The organism is Arundinibacter roseus (genome assembly GCF_004348825.1).
GTDB classification, from domain to species: domain Bacteria; phylum Bacteroidota; class Bacteroidia; order Cytophagales; family Spirosomataceae; genus Arundinibacter; species Arundinibacter roseus.
Genome location: NZ_SMJU01000002.1, coordinates 446,924 through 464,947, shown reverse-complemented (window position 1 = coordinate 464,947; position 18,024 = coordinate 446,924). Strand labels below are relative to the sequence as shown.

General features: G+C 44.0%; 15 protein-coding genes. 10 read left to right on the top strand and 5 right to left on the bottom strand.

Annotated elements, in window-relative coordinates; all coding sequences use genetic code 11:
* Nucleotides 1–36: 36 nt before the first annotated feature.
* On the bottom strand, nt 37–267 hold the full coding sequence (locus EZE20_RS04500; RefSeq protein WP_132114917.1) for a FeoA family protein: 231 nt from the start codon (nt 265–267) through the stop codon (nt 37–39).
* A gap of 225 nt (nt 268–492) precedes the next feature.
* Here EZE20_RS04500 and EZE20_RS04495 point away from each other — a divergent pair, with 225 nt between their 5' ends.
* From EZE20_RS04495 to ccsA (EZE20_RS04475), 5 genes are all read left to right on the top strand, one after another.
* Nucleotides 493–1,155: a heme exporter protein CcmB gene (locus EZE20_RS04495; protein WP_132114915.1), complete on the top strand. Its 663-nt coding sequence runs from the start codon at nt 493–495 to the stop codon at nt 1,153–1,155.
* A gap of 69 nt (nt 1,156–1,224) precedes the next feature.
* On the top strand, nt 1,225–1,917 hold the full coding sequence (ccsA, locus tag EZE20_RS04490; RefSeq protein WP_132114913.1) for a cytochrome c biogenesis protein CcsA: 693 nt from the start codon (nt 1,225–1,227) through the stop codon (nt 1,915–1,917).
* A 56-nt stretch (nt 1,918–1,973) separates the two neighbouring features.
* On the top strand, nt 1,974–2,204 hold the full coding sequence (locus EZE20_RS04485; protein WP_132114911.1) for a CcmD family protein: 231 nt from the start codon (nt 1,974–1,976) through the stop codon (nt 2,202–2,204).
* Between the two features lie 5 nt (nt 2,205–2,209).
* Nucleotides 2,210–2,644 (top strand): cytochrome c maturation protein CcmE domain-containing protein, encoded by a 435-nt coding sequence (locus tag EZE20_RS04480; RefSeq protein ID WP_132114909.1) that lies wholly within the window; start codon nt 2,210–2,212, stop codon nt 2,642–2,644.
* Nucleotides 2,641–5,235, top strand: coding sequence for a cytochrome c biogenesis protein CcsA (ccsA, locus tag EZE20_RS04475; protein WP_132114907.1), 2,595 nt, complete (start codon nt 2,641–2,643; stop codon nt 5,233–5,235). Before EZE20_RS04480 ends, ccsA (EZE20_RS04475) begins: the two co-directional genes overlap by 4 nt.
* A gap of 66 nt (nt 5,236–5,301) precedes the next feature.
* On the opposite strand, the gene EZE20_RS04470 is transcribed toward ccsA (EZE20_RS04475), so the two are convergent.
* Nucleotides 5,302–5,703, bottom strand: coding sequence for a VOC family protein (locus EZE20_RS04470; RefSeq protein ID WP_317129151.1), 402 nt, complete (start codon nt 5,701–5,703; stop codon nt 5,302–5,304).
* Between the two features lie 172 nt (nt 5,704–5,875).
* Between EZE20_RS04470 and EZE20_RS04465 the strand changes: the two genes are divergently transcribed.
* The 4 genes from EZE20_RS04465 (at nt 5,876) to EZE20_RS04450 (ending at nt 11,706) form a co-directional block, all read left to right on the top strand.
* Entirely contained in the window at nt 5,876–7,339 is a 1,464-nt protein-coding gene (locus tag EZE20_RS04465) for a M20 family peptidase (protein ID WP_132114905.1), read from the top strand.
* Between the two features lie 279 nt (nt 7,340–7,618).
* Nucleotides 7,619–8,125, top strand: coding sequence for a peptide deformylase (locus EZE20_RS04460; RefSeq protein ID WP_132114903.1), 507 nt, complete (start codon nt 7,619–7,621; stop codon nt 8,123–8,125).
* Between the two features lies 1 nt (nt 8,126).
* Entirely contained in the window at nt 8,127–10,349 is a 2,223-nt protein-coding gene (locus tag EZE20_RS04455) for a DUF5916 domain-containing protein (RefSeq protein ID WP_132114901.1), read from the top strand.
* Between the two features lie 163 nt (nt 10,350–10,512).
* The gene (locus EZE20_RS04450; protein WP_132114899.1) at nt 10,513–11,706 is read left to right on the top strand and encodes a L,D-transpeptidase family protein; all 1,194 of its coding nucleotides are present in this window, start codon (nt 10,513–10,515) and stop codon (nt 11,704–11,706) included.
* Here the strand turns inward: EZE20_RS04450 and EZE20_RS04445 are convergent.
* The gene (locus tag EZE20_RS04445) at nt 11,664–12,461 is read right to left on the bottom strand and encodes a murein L,D-transpeptidase catalytic domain family protein (RefSeq protein WP_132114897.1); all 798 of its coding nucleotides are present in this window, start codon (nt 12,459–12,461) and stop codon (nt 11,664–11,666) included. The two genes, EZE20_RS04450 and EZE20_RS04445, sit on opposite strands and share 43 nt — an antisense overlap.
* A 373-nt stretch (nt 12,462–12,834) precedes the next feature.
* Here EZE20_RS04445 and EZE20_RS04440 point away from each other — a divergent pair, with 373 nt between their 5' ends.
* On the top strand, nt 12,835–13,947 hold the full coding sequence (locus EZE20_RS04440; protein WP_228713526.1) for an MFS transporter: 1,113 nt from the start codon (nt 12,835–12,837) through the stop codon (nt 13,945–13,947).
* Between the two features lie 8 nt (nt 13,948–13,955).
* On the opposite strand, the gene EZE20_RS04435 is transcribed toward EZE20_RS04440, so the two are convergent.
* The gene (locus tag EZE20_RS04435; protein WP_132114893.1) at nt 13,956–14,900 is read right to left on the bottom strand and encodes an EamA family transporter; all 945 of its coding nucleotides are present in this window, start codon (nt 14,898–14,900) and stop codon (nt 13,956–13,958) included.
* 291 nt (nt 14,901–15,191) lie between these two features.
* The gene (locus EZE20_RS04430) at nt 15,192–18,002 is read right to left on the bottom strand and encodes a M16 family metallopeptidase (protein ID WP_228713524.1); all 2,811 of its coding nucleotides are present in this window, start codon (nt 18,000–18,002) and stop codon (nt 15,192–15,194) included.
* Nucleotides 18,003–18,024 lie beyond the last annotated feature (22 nt).

The following is an 18,024-nucleotide window of genomic DNA, read 5'->3' as shown; positions in this document are numbered from 1 at the left end:
AGCGACCAGTTAAAATAAAAATAAGGAGAACTTTATTTACTCCACCACGATGCTTGCTGCTTCATTGCGGCGAAGAGAAAGGCAGTAACATCCTCCCACGCGTACACAGATAGGATCGCCAAAGGGGGCAACCGCATCCAAACGCACTTCACAGCCGGGCAAAAAACCCATTTCAAGCAATTTGAGCGACATTTCTCGATCACTAAATGATTTAATGATGCCTATCTCGCCTTTTTTCAAGTCAGCTACGTTCCGGGAGGTTACCATTTCTTATTTAGATTTAATATAATTAAACACAAATTAAGCGCATACCCGTGATATTATCAAATGATTTGGGTCATGTTTTTTTATTCCTGATGAAAGTCTGATAAAAAGCTGAGCAACTCTTTCAGACCATAAGGCTTTATGCCGTACTTTTGTACAAAAATCAGAACCTTTTGTGTAAAAAATTCGGCAGGGCTTATGCCCAACTACTAATCAGAACGGCATCAATTGAACGAAATACGAACCTTACTCTGGAAGGAAATAGCGCTGGAATGGCGACAACGGTATGCTTTAAGCGGAATGCTGCTATACATTGTCAGTACAATTACCGTGTGTTACCTGAGTTTTAACGCAAGACCCGATCTTTTGACGCCAATCGTTTGGAATACGCTCTTCTGGATCATCCTGCTGTTTACGGCCGTAAATGCCATCGCCAAAAGTTTTGCACAGGAGCGCCTCGGGCGGCTGCTCTACTACTACACACTCGCAAATCCGCAAGCCATTATTTTGTCAAAAATCATTTATAATTCATTATTGATGCTTTTATTGGCGGGAATTGGTTTTGGTTTCTACGTGTTTGTAATGGGGAACCCGGTCCTTGATCTCGGCATGTATCTACTGAGTATTGTCTTAGGGTCAATTGGCTTTGCTTCCACCCTCACGATGGTAGCGGGCATTGCCTCAAAAGCTGAAAATAGTAGTACACTGATGGCGGTTTTGAGTTTTCCGATCATTTTGCCCATGCTTTTAATGATTATAAAATTATCAAAAAATGCTCTGGACGGACTCGACCGAAGTGTAAGTATGGACGAAATCAGTACGCTATTGGCAATTGATACTATCGTGATTATGTTGTCTTATTTACTTTTTCCCTATTTGTGGAGAAGCTAAATAGTCAAAAAAATGAAGCAGTTAAATAAATACAAAAACTCCAAACCTCTGAATATCAGATAAAGTTGTATGAAGAACTGGTGGAAAATCCTGACAGTAATCGTAATGTTTTACGTTATTTTTCAGGGGTTGCTCGGCACAGTCCCCCGGCAGCCTATCCTCAATGAAAGTATCCGCAACCTGTATTTTCATGTAACTATGTGGTTTGCCATGATTAGCATGTTGTTACTGTCTGTTATTTATTCAGTAAGATATTTGCGATCAAACGCCATTCAGGACGATGAACGGAGTGCTGAATTTGCCAAAACGGGAATTCTTTTTGGCGTATTGGGCTGTGTTACAGGATCCCTTTGGGCCAATTTTACCTGGGGTGAGCCGTGGCCCAACGACCCTAAACTCAACAGTGCAGCCGTCGGAATGCTGATTTATTTTGCGTACTTACTGCTGCGAAACTCCTTTGAGGATGAGCAGCGGCGCGGCAGGATTTCAGCGGTTTACAATATTTTTGCTTTTGCTGTCTTTGTTCCCCTGATTTTTGTTCTGCCCCGCCTCACCGATTCGCTGCATCCTGGCAACGGTGGCAACCCGGCGTTCAGTTCGTACGATTTGGACAACCAAATGCGTTTGGTATTTTATCCGGCTAGTATCGGTTGGATTCTGTTAGGGTTATGGATCACTCAACTTCGGTATCGGCTGAAAGCGGTGCATCGCAAGCAGCTGGAAAATCTGGCCGAACGCCCCCTGGAAAGAATAAATAGCTAACCAAATCTTACACTTTTACCTGATTTTTTACGGATCAATTGATTACCTTATAGAATATGAAACGTTTTTTGTTGCTCAGTGTCCTGTTCACTTTCCTGGTTTCTCTAAACCTGCTGGCCCAACAGCCCGTTGACTCGGACGTAGCTATGGCCGATCAAATGCGGGCCGATGGGAAAATTTGGGTAGTTGTGGGCGTAATTGCGCTTATATTTGCAGGAATTATTACTTACTTAATCCGTTTGGATAGTAAACTTTCAAAAATCGAAAAAGAACTTAATATCAATTAGTTATCATGAAAAAGATACATATTTTCGGAATTGCCGTCATTGCCATTGCCATTGCCATCATCGTATCTACGGCTGGTGACGCAAGTACTTATGTTAATTTCTCGCAGGCCGAGGAACTTGCCATGAATGGCAGCAACGGGAGCATACATGTGGTTGGTAAATTGAAAAAAGATCAGCAGGGACAAATTCTGGACATGGCCTATAAGCCTGAATTAGACCCGAATTATTTCGTTTTTACACTTTTGGACAACAATAACCGCGAACAAAAAGTAGTCTATCGTAGCCCAAAACCACAGGACTTCGAAAAGTCAGAGCAAGTGGTGGTGATTGGCAGAATGGAAAAAGATCATTTTGAAGCAGAAAAAATTCTGCTGAAATGTCCTTCCAAATATAACAATGAAAAACTAGAAACCACTGAATATCAAGCTTCTAAACTATGATTCATACCGCATACGGAAATACCGGGCACTTTTTTGTTATTGTAGCATTTGTATCGGCAATGGTCGCTACGTTTGCCTACTTCAAATCGGCCTTATCCTCCACGCCCCTGGACGAAGCCACGAGTTGGAAAAAATTTGCCCGCCTTTCCTTTTTTCTGCACGCTATCTCCGTTGGAGTGGTGGTCTTTTGTTTATACTGGATCATCGGCAATCACTATTTTGAGTACCACTACGCCTGGGATAATTCGTCGCTGTCGCTTCCTACGGGTTTTGTAATATCGAGTTTTTGGCAAGATCAGGAAGGAAGTTTTCTCCTTTGGATTTTCTGGAATGTAGTTTTGGGTTTGATCCTGATTTTTACAAACCGCTCATGGGAAGGGCCCGTCATGGCGATTTTTGCACTCGTACAGGTCTTTCTTGCTTCTATGGTTTTAGGAGTGGTGATTCCTGGGTTAGATTTAAAAATCGGTTCTACCCCGTTCCTTTTGCTTCGGGAATCAATGCCTGAACTGCCGGTGTGGAAAACAAATCCGGATTTTATCCCCAAAGATGGAAACGGGCTTAACCCCCTGCTTCAAAACTACTGGATGGTCATTCACCCTCCTACGTTATTTTTGGGCTTTGCTTCTACGCTGATTCCTTTTTCTTTCGCAATGGCTGGTCTTTGGCTCAAAAAAACCAAAGAATGGATTCGTCCGGCTTTACCGTGGGCACTTTTGTCAGCGTTGATTTTGGGAGTAGGCATTTTGATGGGCGCCTATTGGGCCTACGAAACTCTAAACTTTGGCGGATACTGGAACTGGGATCCCGTAGAAAATACCTCGTTTGTTCCGTGGCTAATTCTCGTAGCAGCGATTCATACCATGATCATTGGACGCAAAAACGCTACGGCGCTCAAAACTTCCTTTATTCTTTCTATTGCGACCTTTGTCCTGATTTTATACTCTACCTTCATGACCCGAAGCGGCGTGTTGGGCAATGCCTCCGTACACTCGTTTACGGATCTGGGGCTGTCAGGACAGTTGTTGATTTACCTCATGACGTTCGTAGTTGTCTCGGTAGGACTTCTGATTTACCGCTGGAAAGATCTTCCTTCGGATGCAGAAGAAGTTTCTACTTATTCCCAGGAATTCTGGATTTTTATTGGCGCCACCCTGCTTTGCCTTTCCGGCTTTCAGATTCTGGCAACTACCTCTATTCCGGTGTATAATGCTTTGGCTGAGTCGTTTGGTATGGTTCTGAATCTCGCGTTGCCTACGGATTCCATTGGACATTACAACAAGTTTCAGCTTTGGTTTTTTGCACTTATTACCATTCTGACCGGAATCGGGCAGTTTTTCTGGTGGAAACGTACGGGTGAAGGACGGCTGCACACGCTGTACCCTCCCCTACTCATTACACTTTTGCTGAGTGCTATTTTCATAACTGTTGGCGGCGTTCGTTCTATTTCTTACATAGTTTTACTCACCGCCGCTACGTTTGCCATTGTAGCAAACGGAACGATCTTGCTCAATATTTTCAGAGGCAATTACAAACTCTCCGGCGGTGCTGTTACGCACATCGGGGTAGCTTTAATGTTGATCGGTATTCTTTTTTCTTCGGGCTATACCAACGTTGTTTCTCTGAACAATTCTGGGTTAATGATTTCACGTTCAGAAGAATTTACCCAAAATGACAACAAAGAGAACAAAGAACACGTCACGCTGTGGCTCAACCGTCCGCTACAAATGGGCGACTACCTGCTTACGTGGCGCGACATTCGGGTAGAACCCCGGCATATTCCTGAGTACATTCCGAAGAGTTGGGTAGAAATTATTGAGAATGATTTTCATGCGGTAGCGCTGAGAGATATTGTAGTGAATGATAAAACGTACTACAAATCCGGTGATACGCTCGAAATTTACCCGGAAAACTTCTACTACGAAATCGAATACCGTGAGCCTTCCGGAAAAGTATTCACGCTCTTTCCCCGGGCGCAGATCAATCCCCGCATGGGCCTTATTTCTTCCCCGGATATTCAGCGGAAGTACAACAAAGATTTGTACACCTATGTATCCATGGTAACCAATCCAAATGAGGAAGGTCAATGGAGCGCTACGGAAGAATTTACGGTGGCAATGAACGATACGTTTTTTGTCAATGATTACGTGGCGATTCTGGATAACGTAGTACGTACCGATAAAGTAGACGGCATTACGCTTGGCGAAGGTGACGCCGCTGTAAAGGCGCTGATTCGGATTCTTGATAATGGGCAGGAGTTCGTACTAACGCCCTCTTTTGTAATCAAAGACCGGACCGTGGGCCGCAAAGCGGAAGTTAGTAATGAGCTTGGGCTTCGGGCACAATTCCAGGAAATAGATCCTCAAACGGGCCAATTTACCTTTGCAATCAATACCAAACAGCGTGACTTTATTGTGATGAAAGCACTCGAAAAGCCGCTGATCAACATCCTTTGGTTAGGTACTTTTGTGTTGATTATTGGTTTCCTGATGGCGACTATCCGACGTTTCCGTGATTTTCTCAAAAATCAGAAAAAAGAATTGGCGCAACTTCCTAAAGTCAAGAAAATGAAACCGCAACAGGTCTCCTGAAACTTGTTTGATTGAATAGTTTATTGGGGATGAATCTGAGATTCATCCCCAATTTTTTTGTCCCTGTCAGGTTGGATCAGCTACAATTTCCAGCCGATTCCCGTCCGGGTCCAGTACCACGCTTTCATAATAGCCATCGCCCGTAGTGCGTGGTTCGCCTGCTACGGTGTAGCCATCCATCCGCAATCGGTCCGTAAGGGAATCGACTACCGCGGGCGTTTCGACCGAAAAAGCCAGGTGTGTCCAACCGTTTGCCTCTTCGCCAGGCTGCAAAGCCGATATTGAAACAGCATCCTTCTGCATAATTTCGAGCCGTGCTCCCGTACTAAAAGTCAAAAAATACGATTCAAAGCCTTTACGCGGATTGACGTATTTTTCATTGGATTTAGCATCAAAGTACGTACAATAAAATTCACGAATCAGCTCTAACTGATTCGTATACAGGGCAATATGATCTATTTTTATCATCAGTTAAGTAGAATTATTTTGAAATGGTAATAAGCAAAAAAGTCTTTAAAAAAACCACATAAACCCAAAAACGAGTAAATTAAGTATATTTGATTTGATGTTCATACATCAAGTTTTACATCTTTACATCCTTAGAAACCTTCCATCAACTTAACCTAAACCTCTGTATTTCATGCGTACATTTTTTCTGATTCTTGGTCTTATACTAACTTCCCTGCTTGGGATACTTCTTTGGAATACCTACCGATTTGACTCAAAACAAGTAAAGGATGTACCTCCGGCTGAGGCTGTTGCCGTGAGCGATTCTGTCATCCAACATCTAAGTCAGGCGATTCAGTTTCGGACGGTGTCCTATCAGGATGCTGAACTTACGGATACGACGCAGTTTGAAAAATTTATTTCGTATCTGGAAACCACATTCCCTTTGGTTCATGCCCGATTGAAGAGAGAAAAAATCAATCAATACGCTTTGCTTTTTGAATGGAAAGGCTCGGATACAAGCCTCAAACCCATTTTGATGATGGGACACTATGATGTTGTTCCGGTGATTCAGGGAACGGAGCGAATGTGGAAAAAGGCTCCTTTTGCTGGTATAATCGAAGATGGATTTGTTTATGGAAGAGGAACCCTCGACGACAAAAGTACAGTCATGGGACTTCTTGAAGCTGCCGAACTTTTGCTCAAACAAAACTATCAACCCAAACGCACCCTCTATTTCTCCTTCGGGCATGATGAAGAAGTAAGTGGATTACGAGGGGGACAAGCTCTTGCCCAAACGCTTGAAAAAAGAGGTGTTCAGCTGGAAATGGTGATTGACGAAGGTGGAACCATCAAAACCGACGGCGTGGCTGGTCTGAATCAGTCTGTTGCCCTGATTGGAATTGCCGAAAAAGGCTATACAAGTGTGGAAATTACGGCACGTGGCGAAGGCGGACATTCGTCAATGCCTCCCAAAAATACTAGTATCGGTTTGCTGGCAACTGCTTTGGATAAACTACAACAAAATCCTTTTAAATCATCTTTGGGAGGAACGGTTGGAGAAATGCTTCGCTATTTGGGCCCGGAAATGCCCTTTGCACAAAAAATGGCGATTGCCAATCAGTGGTTGCTGGAACCAATTCTGATTCAATCCTTTGGTGCCACCAATTCCGGGGCAGCGAGTACGCAAACGACTATTGCCCCCACGATTCTGAAAGCCGGAATAAAAGATAATGTACTGCCAATTGATGCTACCGCAATCGTCAATTTTAGAATTCTACCCGGAGATTCGGTGCAGGGTGTGATTAATCACATCAAAAAAGTGATTGATAATCAAGAGATTGAAGTCAAATCTTTGGAAGTTTTTGATACCGAGCCTTCCCCTGTGTCTTCGCCCGAGACCGAAACTTTTCAGATCTTACATCGCACAATCAAAAGCTGTTACCCCGAAGTCCTAGTCTCGCCTTACCTGGTTTTGGGCGCAACCGACGCCCGTTACTACCGAAAATTAAGCGAAAATGTGTACAGGTTTACTCCCTATCAACTGGATGAGGAAGATTTAAAACGCCCGCACGGAACCAATGAACGTATACAGATAGATACCTACAAAGCGATGATTCAGTTTTACGTTACCTTATTTAAGAATACAACAATGTAAAAATAAGTTGCATATTCTTAAAGAAAATGAAAATAAAAGATTGTAAAGTATTGATAATCATAGTATAATTGTGAGGAAATTAGATTCTCCGAAACACTCCTGAACTTTTACACCTTTTTGTCTTCAAACACACAAAAATGTAAAAATCAAGTGTGACTTACCCCCCGATAGCTCGTCATAAAATCATAGTTTGTATAAATACTATACACACACATATTTTATTACTTTTGTTTTTAAGCATCATTTCTTCTGAAATGATGCTTTTTTTGTAGAAAAAAAATGAAAGGACTAGCTGATATTATTCTTTTGGGAGACGAACGCCTGTATCAAACCTGCGAATCTCTCAGTTTTCAAGACGATGCGCTCATTCAGGAGATGGTTACAGACCTGCACCGGGCGCTTTTCCAATTTCGGGAAATCTATCAGGCCGGACGGGCGATTGCGGCTCCACAACTTGGCTACATGAAAAGACTAATTTACATGAATATAGACGGCAAAGCCACTGTATTTATAAACCCCGAACTTGTGTTCCTTAGTGACAAAATGTTTGAGCTATGGGATGACTGCATGAGCCTGCCAAATTTACTGGTACGCGTCAAAAGGCATCAAACCATTCATATTCGCTATCAGGATCAGGACTGGAATTTCCACACGGATATATTGGAAGGCGATCTTTCCGAACTTCTGCAACATGAATACGATCATTTGAATGGAGTTTTGTGCACAATGCGGGCGATTGACGAAAAGTCGTTCCGCTGGAAACCAACCGCCAATCCGCCAAAGTAGAATGTTGAAAAATTGCCCTTTGTCTCCCAACTTATTTCTTACAACTCCTGTGTACAAAAATTTACGTCCAATTCTTCTTTTGTTAATCTGCCTGCCAGGTTTCTTACTTGCTCAAAAACCCAACGAGAATTACAAGTATCACATTTTTAAAGCCCAATCTCCGATCAAAATTGATGGCAATGCCGACGACCCTGCCTGGCAAACGACCGAAGTGGCCGACAATTTTTTCATGGTTCAGCCGATAGATACAAGCTTTGCAAGAGCCAAAACAGAAGTTCGGATGGCCTACGACAGTCAAAATATGTATATTCTGGTTGTCAATCATAAACCCGTTAAGGGTACACTTATCGTAGAATCGCTGCGACGGGATTTTTCGTTTAATAAAAATGACAATTTCCTGCTTTTCATGGATACGTTTGACGACCGCACCAACGGGTTTTCGTTTGGTAGCAATGCCGTTGGCGCTCCCTGGGACGGGCAACAATTTGATGGAGGAGCCGTCAATCTGAGTTGGGACAACAAGTGGGTGACGGCTGTAAAAAACCTGGAAGATCGCTGGATTTGGGAAGCGGCTATACCGTTCAAGAGTATTCGGTATAAACCGGGAATTACCTCCTGGGGCATCAATTTTAGCCGTTTGGATTTAACTATTGCCGAAAAATCGGCCTGGGCACCCGTTCCAAGGCAGTTCGCCTCGGCTTCGCTGGCCTATACCGGTCAGTTGATCTGGGATCAGCCACCACCGGATCCGGGCCTGAATATCTCACTGATTCCATATACAGCTGCCCGATTTAACAAAAACTTTCAGCGTTCAAATGATCACGAACGCAGCCTGGCGATTGGCGGAGATGTTAAAATCGGGATTACACCATCTATGAATTTGGACCTCACAGTAAACCCGGATTTTTCGCAGGTAGAAGTAGATGTGCAACAAACCAATCTGGATCGTTTTGAGCTTTTCTTTCCCGAGCGTCGTCAATTTTTCCTCGAAAATGCCGACCTATTTGCCAACTTTGGATATGCATCCATTCGCCCGTTTTTTTCCAGACGAATCGGCCTTGGCGTACCGATTCAGTATGGCGCCCGGTTGAGCGGTAAGTTGGATAAAAATTGGCGGTTAGGAATTCTAGACGTTCAAACTTCGGCACAGGATAGCCTTCCGGTTACTAATTATGCAGTTGTAGCCCTGCAACGGCAGGTTTTTGCCCGTTCAAATATTCGTTTCATGATGGTCAATAAGGATGCAATTCGGTATAGTCATGAGCTAAATAATGCCTTTTCCCGCTACAATCGAAACATTGGAACGGAGTTTAACCTGGCGTCGGCCAACAACCTTTGGTCTGGAAAAGCACTGTTTCTGAAATCCTTTAGCCCCGACCGAAAAGGTGATGACATGGTGCATGCCGCAGACATTCGATACGCAAGTACAAACTTTACCTGGCAATGGCAGCATGAATATATAGGAGCAAATTATAATGCCGAAGTTGGTTACGTCCCCAATTCCGTAAGAAATGGCTATTATAAAATAAATCCAAGTGTGGGCTATTTATTTTTTGTTAAATCAAATAGACTCATAAGCCACGGCCCCAAACTGCAAACCACGCTGTTTTGGGACAAAAAAAGAGCACTTTCAGACAACGAAACTGCTTTCGTATATACTTTTAATTTCAAAAGCCGTGGGTTGGCAACTATTTGGACAGCTACCAATTATGTACGGTTACTCCAACCCTTTGACCCAACTAACTCGGGCAGGGAAAGATTGAGAGCTGGTACCGAACATCGCTGGAAATCAGCCGGTTTTGAGTTTTTCTCAGGCCCTCAAAATAATTTTACCTATGATTTTTCAGGACGAGTGGGCGGCTACTACCAAAATGGCGAACGGTTAAATTTGGCCGTTAATGCAGGTTATCGTTTTCAGCCCTACGTGGCATTGGCACTAAGCAGCAATTACAACAGCATATCGTTACCCGCTCCCTGGAATCATATTGAATATTGGTTGGTTGGGCCACGGGTGGATGTAACATTCCGGAATAATCTATTTTTGACCACCTTTGTACAGTACAACAATCAGGCAGATAACATTAATCTAAATACTCGATTGCAGTGGCGCTACAAACCGGCTTCTGATTTATTCATCGTCTATACGGACAATTATTTACCCGAAAATTTTCATGTAAAAAACCGGGCACTCGTGGTAAAATTTACGTATTGGTGGAACGTATAGAAACCAAAGTGCATCTGCCGGAATGTGCAAAAAAATCCCCGGAGCTTACTGGCAAGCTTCGGGGATTTTTACTAATAAGCTGTCAATCTGAGTACTGAATATTCTATATATTTCTAGCACAGTAATTTTACTAAATAGGATATAACCATAAGTATCTTATTTTATGCTCAATACACCTTTGTACAAAGGAGTTCTCTTCCTGCTCCTGTTCGCCATTTTACCTTACTCTTGCCGCCAAAAAGATTATTTCAGCATGACTGAGGCTGAACTGATGACAGAGATTCAAAAGAAAAACACCTTCGACTCTCTCGTTGTCTATGGTCAGACGATTGGTCTTCGGGCTGACTCTGCATTTTACCGAAAGGAAGGGCTCCTACGTTACCTGGAAGAGATTGGCTACGGCCAAATGCCTGCAAACATTGAACACATTCAGAAAAAACTAAGCCCCGATTCGGCCCGTATTTGGGAAGCAGCCTGGAAAATTGCGGAAGGTACGTCTATGGCTGAGGCACTTGAAAATCTGGAACCAAATTATCCTGCATACCAAAGTCTCAAAAAGCATTATGCCCGACTTTCGCAAAATGGTCAGTCAGACAGTGCAGCGAAAGTAGCCGAAACGTTGAATACTTATCGGTGGATTCATCGACAAACACAGGGCGCAGAGCGGTGGGCACTTGTCAATATTAACGGAGCTTACCTGTCTGCCTTTGATTCATTGGGCAATTTACAATTTCAGATGAACGTAATTGTAGGAAAGGCAAACTCGCCAACGCCAGGAATTGACACCTACGCAACCAATGTAATTACGTATCCCTATTGGAATGTTCCTGAAAGCATTGCGCTTGAAGAGATGTTGCCAAAGATCCAGGAAAACAGGTACTATCTGGAACGAAATGGCATTGAGGTAATTGACGCAAAAGGACAGGTTGTGGACGAATTTTCGATTGAATGGGCGGATATAACTGCTGAAAATTTTAAATATAGATTTCGGCAGGAAACCGGAGAAGATAATTCGTTGGGGGTGATGAAGGTAAATATTGAAAATCCACTGGCCATTTATCTACACGACACCAACGTCAGAACGTTATTTGAAGCCAAACAACGGTGGAGAAGCCACGGTTGTATTCGGCTACAAAACCCGGTACAATTTGCTAACTTCCTGGCTAATAAAGAATTGCTACCGGCGGATTTTATTGAGAAGGCCATCAAAACACCCGATGAAGAGCATAAGCCTACAACTCATGCTTTGGAGAAGCGAGTTCCGGTATTCATTTTTCATTTAACTGCCGATGCAGATTCCCTTGGACGATTGATTTATTTTGAGGAGGCAAAAGAAGTCGCAGCGGCAAATCCCTGACTTACATTGCTGGCTTTTTGCAGCAGTTTTGATAGAGCAACGTACGAATCGTCGGGATAATACAGGAACATCCCGGCGCCATTGCGAAGCGTCTCAATGACAACTTTGTGATCGGCATACGACACGGCCGGGCACCCTAAACTACGACCCAACCTTCCTGTTTGGCGAATAAACGATTCACTTACGTAGTCGGCGCCATGCAATACGATGGCTCGTTCGAGTGCGCGGTCGTTGATATTTTTCTCTAATCCCTGTAATTTCAACGAGAGACCGTGCTTGCCCTGATAGACATCGAGTGCGCGGTAAAAACCAAGGCTGGACTGATAGGAAGAATTTTCGTTGGAGAACTTTTGCGCAAACTCATTTCCTGAATTTCTCCCATGCGCTACGTAGGTATTCAATACTAATTTCTTTGCCTCAAAATCAACAATGTAGAGTCTTTTGTTGCGGGAAGATTGGCTAAAATCTACAATTGCGAGGATAGGACGGCTAAATTTTTCCTGTTGAAATCCAAACCACGCTTGCCGAAACGCATCTTTGGAAAGTCCAATAGATTGTAAATGCAAGGAGTCGTACAGCGCCTGACAGGCACTTTCAAGAGCCTGCGCCGACTCTCCGACAGAATCTATGTTAGATATACTTGTAGTCTTTTCTAAAGATTTTTCGTTGATAAACGAGCTGCCATTTCTTTGAAATCCGGCCAAAAGGCCCGCCAGAATTGTTCCAAACACGAACAGGATTGTAGTTCTTTTCATTTATTTCTTGATAAATACCTACTTAATTTTCAAGCAGTTAGTAAATGGAGTATGTTTCAAAACCAAACAAAAAACGAAATCCAGGGCTTAACCTTGCCTTGCATGATGTGGTATTTTGACCTCAGATAACATATCACGGCTCCAAGTTACAATCGGATACTTATTTATAAGGAAGTTAAAGCTGATTTGGTTCCCGTTTTATGTTTTCCCATTTTTTATCAATTTGTAAAAATTAAACAAATGCTACCCGTTCAAATTAGTTTACTTGATACCTTTGCTCTGTATCATTCCTGAATGCGTAGAAATGGATTCGCCCTATTCTCTCCGTCGGTTCGCTGTTCTGAGATCACTTTCCTCATTTTTTTACAACCCCATGACTCGGGCGGTCGGTCTTGTATTTGCTGCCGATAGCTTTTTGTTTGGCAGTTGGGTGGCCCGAATCCCTTTCATAAAATACCAATTGGGGCTTAACGACGCACAGCTGGGGCTTGCACTTTTTGCGATGCCCATCGGTTCGATTTTGATGAATCCATTTACCGGACGCATCATTCGTGCCATCGGTTCGGCAAATGCCAGCCTGCTTGGCGGGATTTTATTCTTTCTCAGCGTGCTGTTACCGATTCATGCCGGTACTCTTGGTGTGCTCACTGCCGGATTATTTTTCATGGGCATTTTTACGGCCTTGCTAAATGTAGCCATGAATACGGCAGTCACTAACATTGAACGCGAACAGAACATCCGGATCATGTCTACCTGCCACGGCATGTGGAGCCTTGGGGGCATGTTTGGCAGTGCCCTGGCCGGGCTACTAATTTGGGCAAATATACCTGCCAATTACCACATGATTGGAGTAGCTATCTTTCTGGTATCCAGCCTTTTGCTTTTGAAAGATCAACTTACATCCATTCCTGAGATTCGGCAGGCAGACGGTTCTTCGCTCGCCAAACCAACACCAGAGTTGTTAATTCTAATTTTTATTGGCATTACCATTTCCGTTGGTGAAGGGTTGGCGTTTGATTGGAGTGCCATTTATTTACGCGAAGTCTCTCACGCCACAGCTTCCGTTTCGGCCCTGGGCTTTGCATTTTTTGCCTTTGCCATGACTTTGGGTCGATTTATTGGAGATAGTTTTATTCCGCATATTGGCGAGAAACGTCTTTTACTTTTCGGCGGAATTTTAGGCGCACTTGGGCTCAGCCTTGCAGTTCTGATCCCGGCGCCATCTATTGTATTGCTCGGGTTTCTTTTACTGGGATTTGGTTGTTCTCTCGGTGCGCCCATTTTATATGCGGCATCCATGCGACTGCCTCATACCGCGCCAGCCGCCGGACTCGCTACCTATGCAACATTTAGCTTTGTGGGTTTCATGGCCGGACCGCCAATGGTTGGCTTTGTCGCCGAAGCCTTCGGTCTTTCGTATGGGCTGGTTTTAGTAGGTTTGTTGTTGGTTTTAGGATCAGTGGTAAGTCGCTGGGCACGGCTGTAAGCAACAACCTATACTGCGGCTTTTTGCTTTTTCTTTCCTAATGAGATTAATAAAACACCGGCTACAATGATCAGAGCAGAAAGTAACGACTGACCTGTGAGAGCTTCTCCGGCAAAAGCCCATCCCAATAGCATTGCTACCACCGGATTTACGTATGCATAGGTAGATAGTAACTGAGGAGGAGCATTGCGCGCCAGCCACGCAAAGGAAGAAAATCCAATTAAAGAACCGAAAATAATCAGGTAAATCAGTGCACCGATGGCTTTATCGGGTGCGTGACTGATGCTAAATAGTGAAACGGGCTCAACCAAGAGACTTACAACCAACAGCACGCCACCGCCAACGAGCATTTGCACGGCGCTGGAAATAATCTGAGTGGGAAGTTTCATGTGCCCAGAAAGCAAGGTACCCGTAGCCCAGGATAAGTTACAGAACATAATAATGACAATGCCCAGCCAACTTTCGGTTGACGTAGCCTGAAATCCACCCGGCTTTACCAGGAGTCCAATTCCGATCATGCCAACTATCAATCCTGCCAATGCCAGTTTCGTTGGTTTTACTTTACTGAATGACAACCAGTTAAGCACCATAATGAATAGTGGCAGCATCCCAGCCAATAAGGCGGCTACACCTGTTGGTACATATTGAATAGCCATCGTCATTCCGCCGTTGGCAACAGATAGCAGCAACACACCGATCAGTCCGGCGGAGTACCATTGCTGACGTGTGGGACGCGAATGACCGGTTAAGCGTGCGTAAGGATATAGGATTAATCCGGCGGTCAGCAACCGACAGCCCGCCATGTAAAGTGGGGGCATGTTTTCGGTCATGAAGTGAATAAATAAATAGGTAGACCCCCACAGGATATACACCGAAATCAGATTCAGAATTAATTTGGTGCGAAAATTCCCTGAAATACGGGAAGACAACTGAGGCAATACACTGAACGCCATACTACTAAATTCTTGAAATTAAGAAGAGGTAACGACCTATTCAAAACCCAAAGTTCCCCCATTTTCTGGATTTTCTGAGCTCTCTTATAATTGTACTATTTATAGTTTATTAAGTATAAAAATGTTTGATTTTTTTCTAAATAATTATCTAAAAATCAGGAGGTGGTCTTTCCGGGCAGGATAAAAATTGACTTTACTTACAATATTATATCCAGTTATAAACCAGTAAAAGAGCCACTTCCGGTTCTGGAAGTGGCTCATGATCAAAAAGTGTTACAACACTAGCTTTTCCTAGTTCTTCGGACTTCCTCCCATCGATGCGGGTGGTGTTTCTTTGGCCGGGCCTTCTTTTCTTGCCTTTTCAAAATCGCCAGCCTTAATTACCGTAAATTTAGAATAATCCAGGTACTTGTTAGCAGCCGCTTTGACAGTCTCGGGTGTTAGCGCTTCGATCTTTTTCTCAAAATCTGCATCCCAATCCATACTGCGGTTAAGGTACAAATTATTGTTCAGGGTTCCGGCTAAGGCGCCGTCCTGCGCACGACTTACCTGCCTCGACTGCAAATAGCCCGAACGGGCGGCTTTGAGTTCTTCGGCAGTAAAACCGTCTTTCAAAACCCGCTCAATCTCTTCCTTAAACGCTGCTTCAAGCTTCTCCACATTTTGCGGAGCATAAATAGCATACCCCAAAAAGCTACCGTTTTTATCGAGTGAACTTGCGCTAAACTGCGAACCGACCCCATAACTAAGACCCTCTTTCTGACGAATTCGGGTAGCAAGTCGTGAATTCAGAAACCCTCCACCCAGCATATAGTTTGCCATAATCAAGGCCGGGTATTCCGGATCTGAATCTTTCAAAGGCATGTTCAGGCCAGCTACAAACATCGCGTTGGCTTTGTCGGGTGTTTCAAACGATTTGTTCTCGGCCTTTACCGCCACGTACGGCGACTCAATCCTTTTGAAAGGTTTTGGGCTTTTCCAGGAAGAGAATTTTTCTTCAATAATTTTTTGAATTTCCTCTTTTTCAAAATCTCCTACTACCGCCACTGAGGCATCAGAGGCACCATAAAAATCTTTATAAAAAGCCTTTACCTGATCTAGTGTAGCGGCCTTTATTTCTGCAATCTCCTCATCAAAAGTAGCTACATACCGAACATCTCCCTTAGGATAAGGAGAAGTAAGCCGCCGGTATTCTGTAATGGCAATTGCCTGAGGTTCACTGCGCTGAGACTCTATTTGGGCCAACTGCTCTTGTTTCAATTTTTCAAATTCATTGGCATCAAAAACCGGTTCTTTCATGACTTCTGCTACCAATTTCAATACTTCCGGCAAATTCTCACCCGTTGTTTCAATGGATGCCCCCGCCTGATTGCTTCCACCAAAGAAACTTACGCGCGCTTTGAGTCGATCAAATTCGTCCTTGATTTGCTGACGACTTTTGGTCTTGGTTCCTTTGTCTAGCATAGAGGCGGTCAGGCTGGCAATTGTTCCCTTATTCATCAGACTTTTCTGATCTCCCATGCGAAGTGTCAAACGTGCGGCTACCACATTTCCGCGCGTCTTTTTGGGCAAAAGTGCCAGTTCGATCGTATTGGGTTTTTCTACCTTAGTCGTACGGCTTTCAATATTGGCAGGTGACGGATCAAACGCTTCACCTTCGGCCATCAAAGCCTCCCCTTTATAGTCTTTTACGAGTTCGGCAATGTTTGGGGCAGAAGGAGTTTCGGTCCGGTCCGGATTCGCCTCGGGCACGAAAGTACCCGTGGTACGATTGGAGGGTTTGAAATAATACTGCGCTACCCGAAATACGTCGTCGGCGGTAACTTTACGGACGGCATCCCGAAACAAAAACGACAGACGCCAGTCCCCTGCGGCGATAAACTCACTGATTCCCAATCCGATACGCTCTGAACTTCTAAACTGCAAATCCCAGTTTTTCAGAATCGTAGTTTTGGCTCTTTCTACATCTTCTGCCGAAGGCTTTACCTTAGCGGCTGAGTCCAGCGTCGCAATCATCGCGGCACGTGCTTCGTCCAGAGATTTTTCTTTTAATACTTCTGCGCCAAAATAAACGTATCCCGGATCATGTAGCGAAAATGTAAATCCATACTGACTGGAAGCTTTTTTCGTATCCACCAGATTTTTATACAGTTTACCGTTAGGCTCAGCCGTCAAAACCTCAACCAATACATCCATCGCCGGATAGTCGGCATGCGAACCCGGCATGATATGGTACGCACAAGCCACCATTTGCACATCGCCTACCCGCCGAACATTCACAAAGCGTTCGCCGTCCTGAATAGGTTCCACGGTATAGCTGACAGGCAGCACACGGGTGGGTTTGGCCAATTTGCCAAAGTATTTTTGTATAAGCACCAGGGTTTTGGCTTCGTCAATTTTTCCGGCAACGGTCAGTACGGCATTATCTGGCTGATAGTATTTTTTATAAAATGCCTGTAAATTCTCGATGGGTACATTTTCAATGTCGGAGCGATTTCCGATGGTTGATTTTCCATAGTTATGCCATTCAAAAGCGGTTGACGAAACCCGCTGCCACAAAACCCGAAAGGGGCTGTTTTCACCAGATTCAAATTCATTCCGAACCACGCTGAACTCACTTTCAAGATCTTTTTTGGCTATATACGAATTGACCATCCGGTCGGCTTCCATATCAAGCGCCCAATTAAGATTCTCGTCCGTGGCCGAAAAGGTTTCAAAATAATTGGTACGGTCATAGGATGTCGTTCCGTTAGGACGAGCACCGTGTTCCGTAAGTTCCTGCGTAATATTTGGGTGATTCGGTGTGCCTTTGAACACCATGTGCTCGAGCAAGTGCGCCATGCCGGTTTCACCATAGCCCTCGTGGCGCGATCCAACCAGGTAGGTCACATTAACCGTAATCGTAGGCTTAGAAGGATCAGGAAAAAGCAGGACTTTTAGCCCGTTGTCCATTTGATATTCCGTAATTCCTTCTACCGAAGTAATTTTTTTAATCCCTTCCGGAACCTGCGCCAGAGCCTGTACCGCCAGCAAACCTGACAGCAGTAGATAGCCTGCGGTGCGTTTTGTGTTTTGTAAAAATTTGTTCCTCATTCTTTTCATGGTCAAATGTTAGTTAAATAAT

Excerpts from the sequence above, each read along its gene's own strand:
- ccsA (WP_132114913.1), top strand. The coding sequence starts at position 1,225 with ATGAAGAACTGGTGGAAAATCCTGACAGTAATCGTAATGTTTTACGTT.
- EZE20_RS04430 (WP_228713524.1), bottom strand. The coding sequence starts at position 18,002 with ATGAAAAGAATGAGGAACAAATTTTTACAAAACACAAAACGCACCGCA.
- EZE20_RS04440 (WP_228713526.1), top strand. The coding sequence starts at position 12,835 with ATGACTCGGGCGGTCGGTCTTGTATTTGCTGCCGATAGCTTTTTGTTT.
- EZE20_RS04450 (WP_132114899.1), top strand. The coding sequence starts at position 10,513 with ATGCTCAATACACCTTTGTACAAAGGAGTTCTCTTCCTGCTCCTGTTC.
- EZE20_RS04470 (WP_317129151.1), bottom strand. The coding sequence starts at position 5,703 with ATGATAAAAATAGATCATATTGCCCTGTATACGAATCAGTTAGAGCTG.
- EZE20_RS04445 (WP_132114897.1), bottom strand. The coding sequence starts at position 12,461 with ATGAAAAGAACTACAATCCTGTTCGTGTTTGGAACAATTCTGGCGGGC.
- ccsA (WP_132114907.1), top strand. The coding sequence starts at position 2,641 with ATGATTCATACCGCATACGGAAATACCGGGCACTTTTTTGTTATTGTA.
- EZE20_RS04480 (WP_132114909.1), top strand. The coding sequence starts at position 2,210 with ATGAAAAAGATACATATTTTCGGAATTGCCGTCATTGCCATTGCCATT.
- EZE20_RS04455 (WP_132114901.1), top strand. The coding sequence starts at position 8,127 with ATGTTGAAAAATTGCCCTTTGTCTCCCAACTTATTTCTTACAACTCCT.
- EZE20_RS04485 (WP_132114911.1), top strand. The coding sequence starts at position 1,974 with ATGAAACGTTTTTTGTTGCTCAGTGTCCTGTTCACTTTCCTGGTTTCT.
- EZE20_RS04460 (WP_132114903.1), top strand. The coding sequence starts at position 7,619 with ATGAAAGGACTAGCTGATATTATTCTTTTGGGAGACGAACGCCTGTAT.
- EZE20_RS04435 (WP_132114893.1), bottom strand. The coding sequence starts at position 14,900 with ATGGCGTTCAGTGTATTGCCTCAGTTGTCTTCCCGTATTTCAGGGAAT.
- EZE20_RS04500 (WP_132114917.1), bottom strand. The coding sequence starts at position 267 with ATGGTAACCTCCCGGAACGTAGCTGACTTGAAAAAAGGCGAGATAGGC.
- EZE20_RS04465 (WP_132114905.1), top strand. The coding sequence starts at position 5,876 with ATGCGTACATTTTTTCTGATTCTTGGTCTTATACTAACTTCCCTGCTT.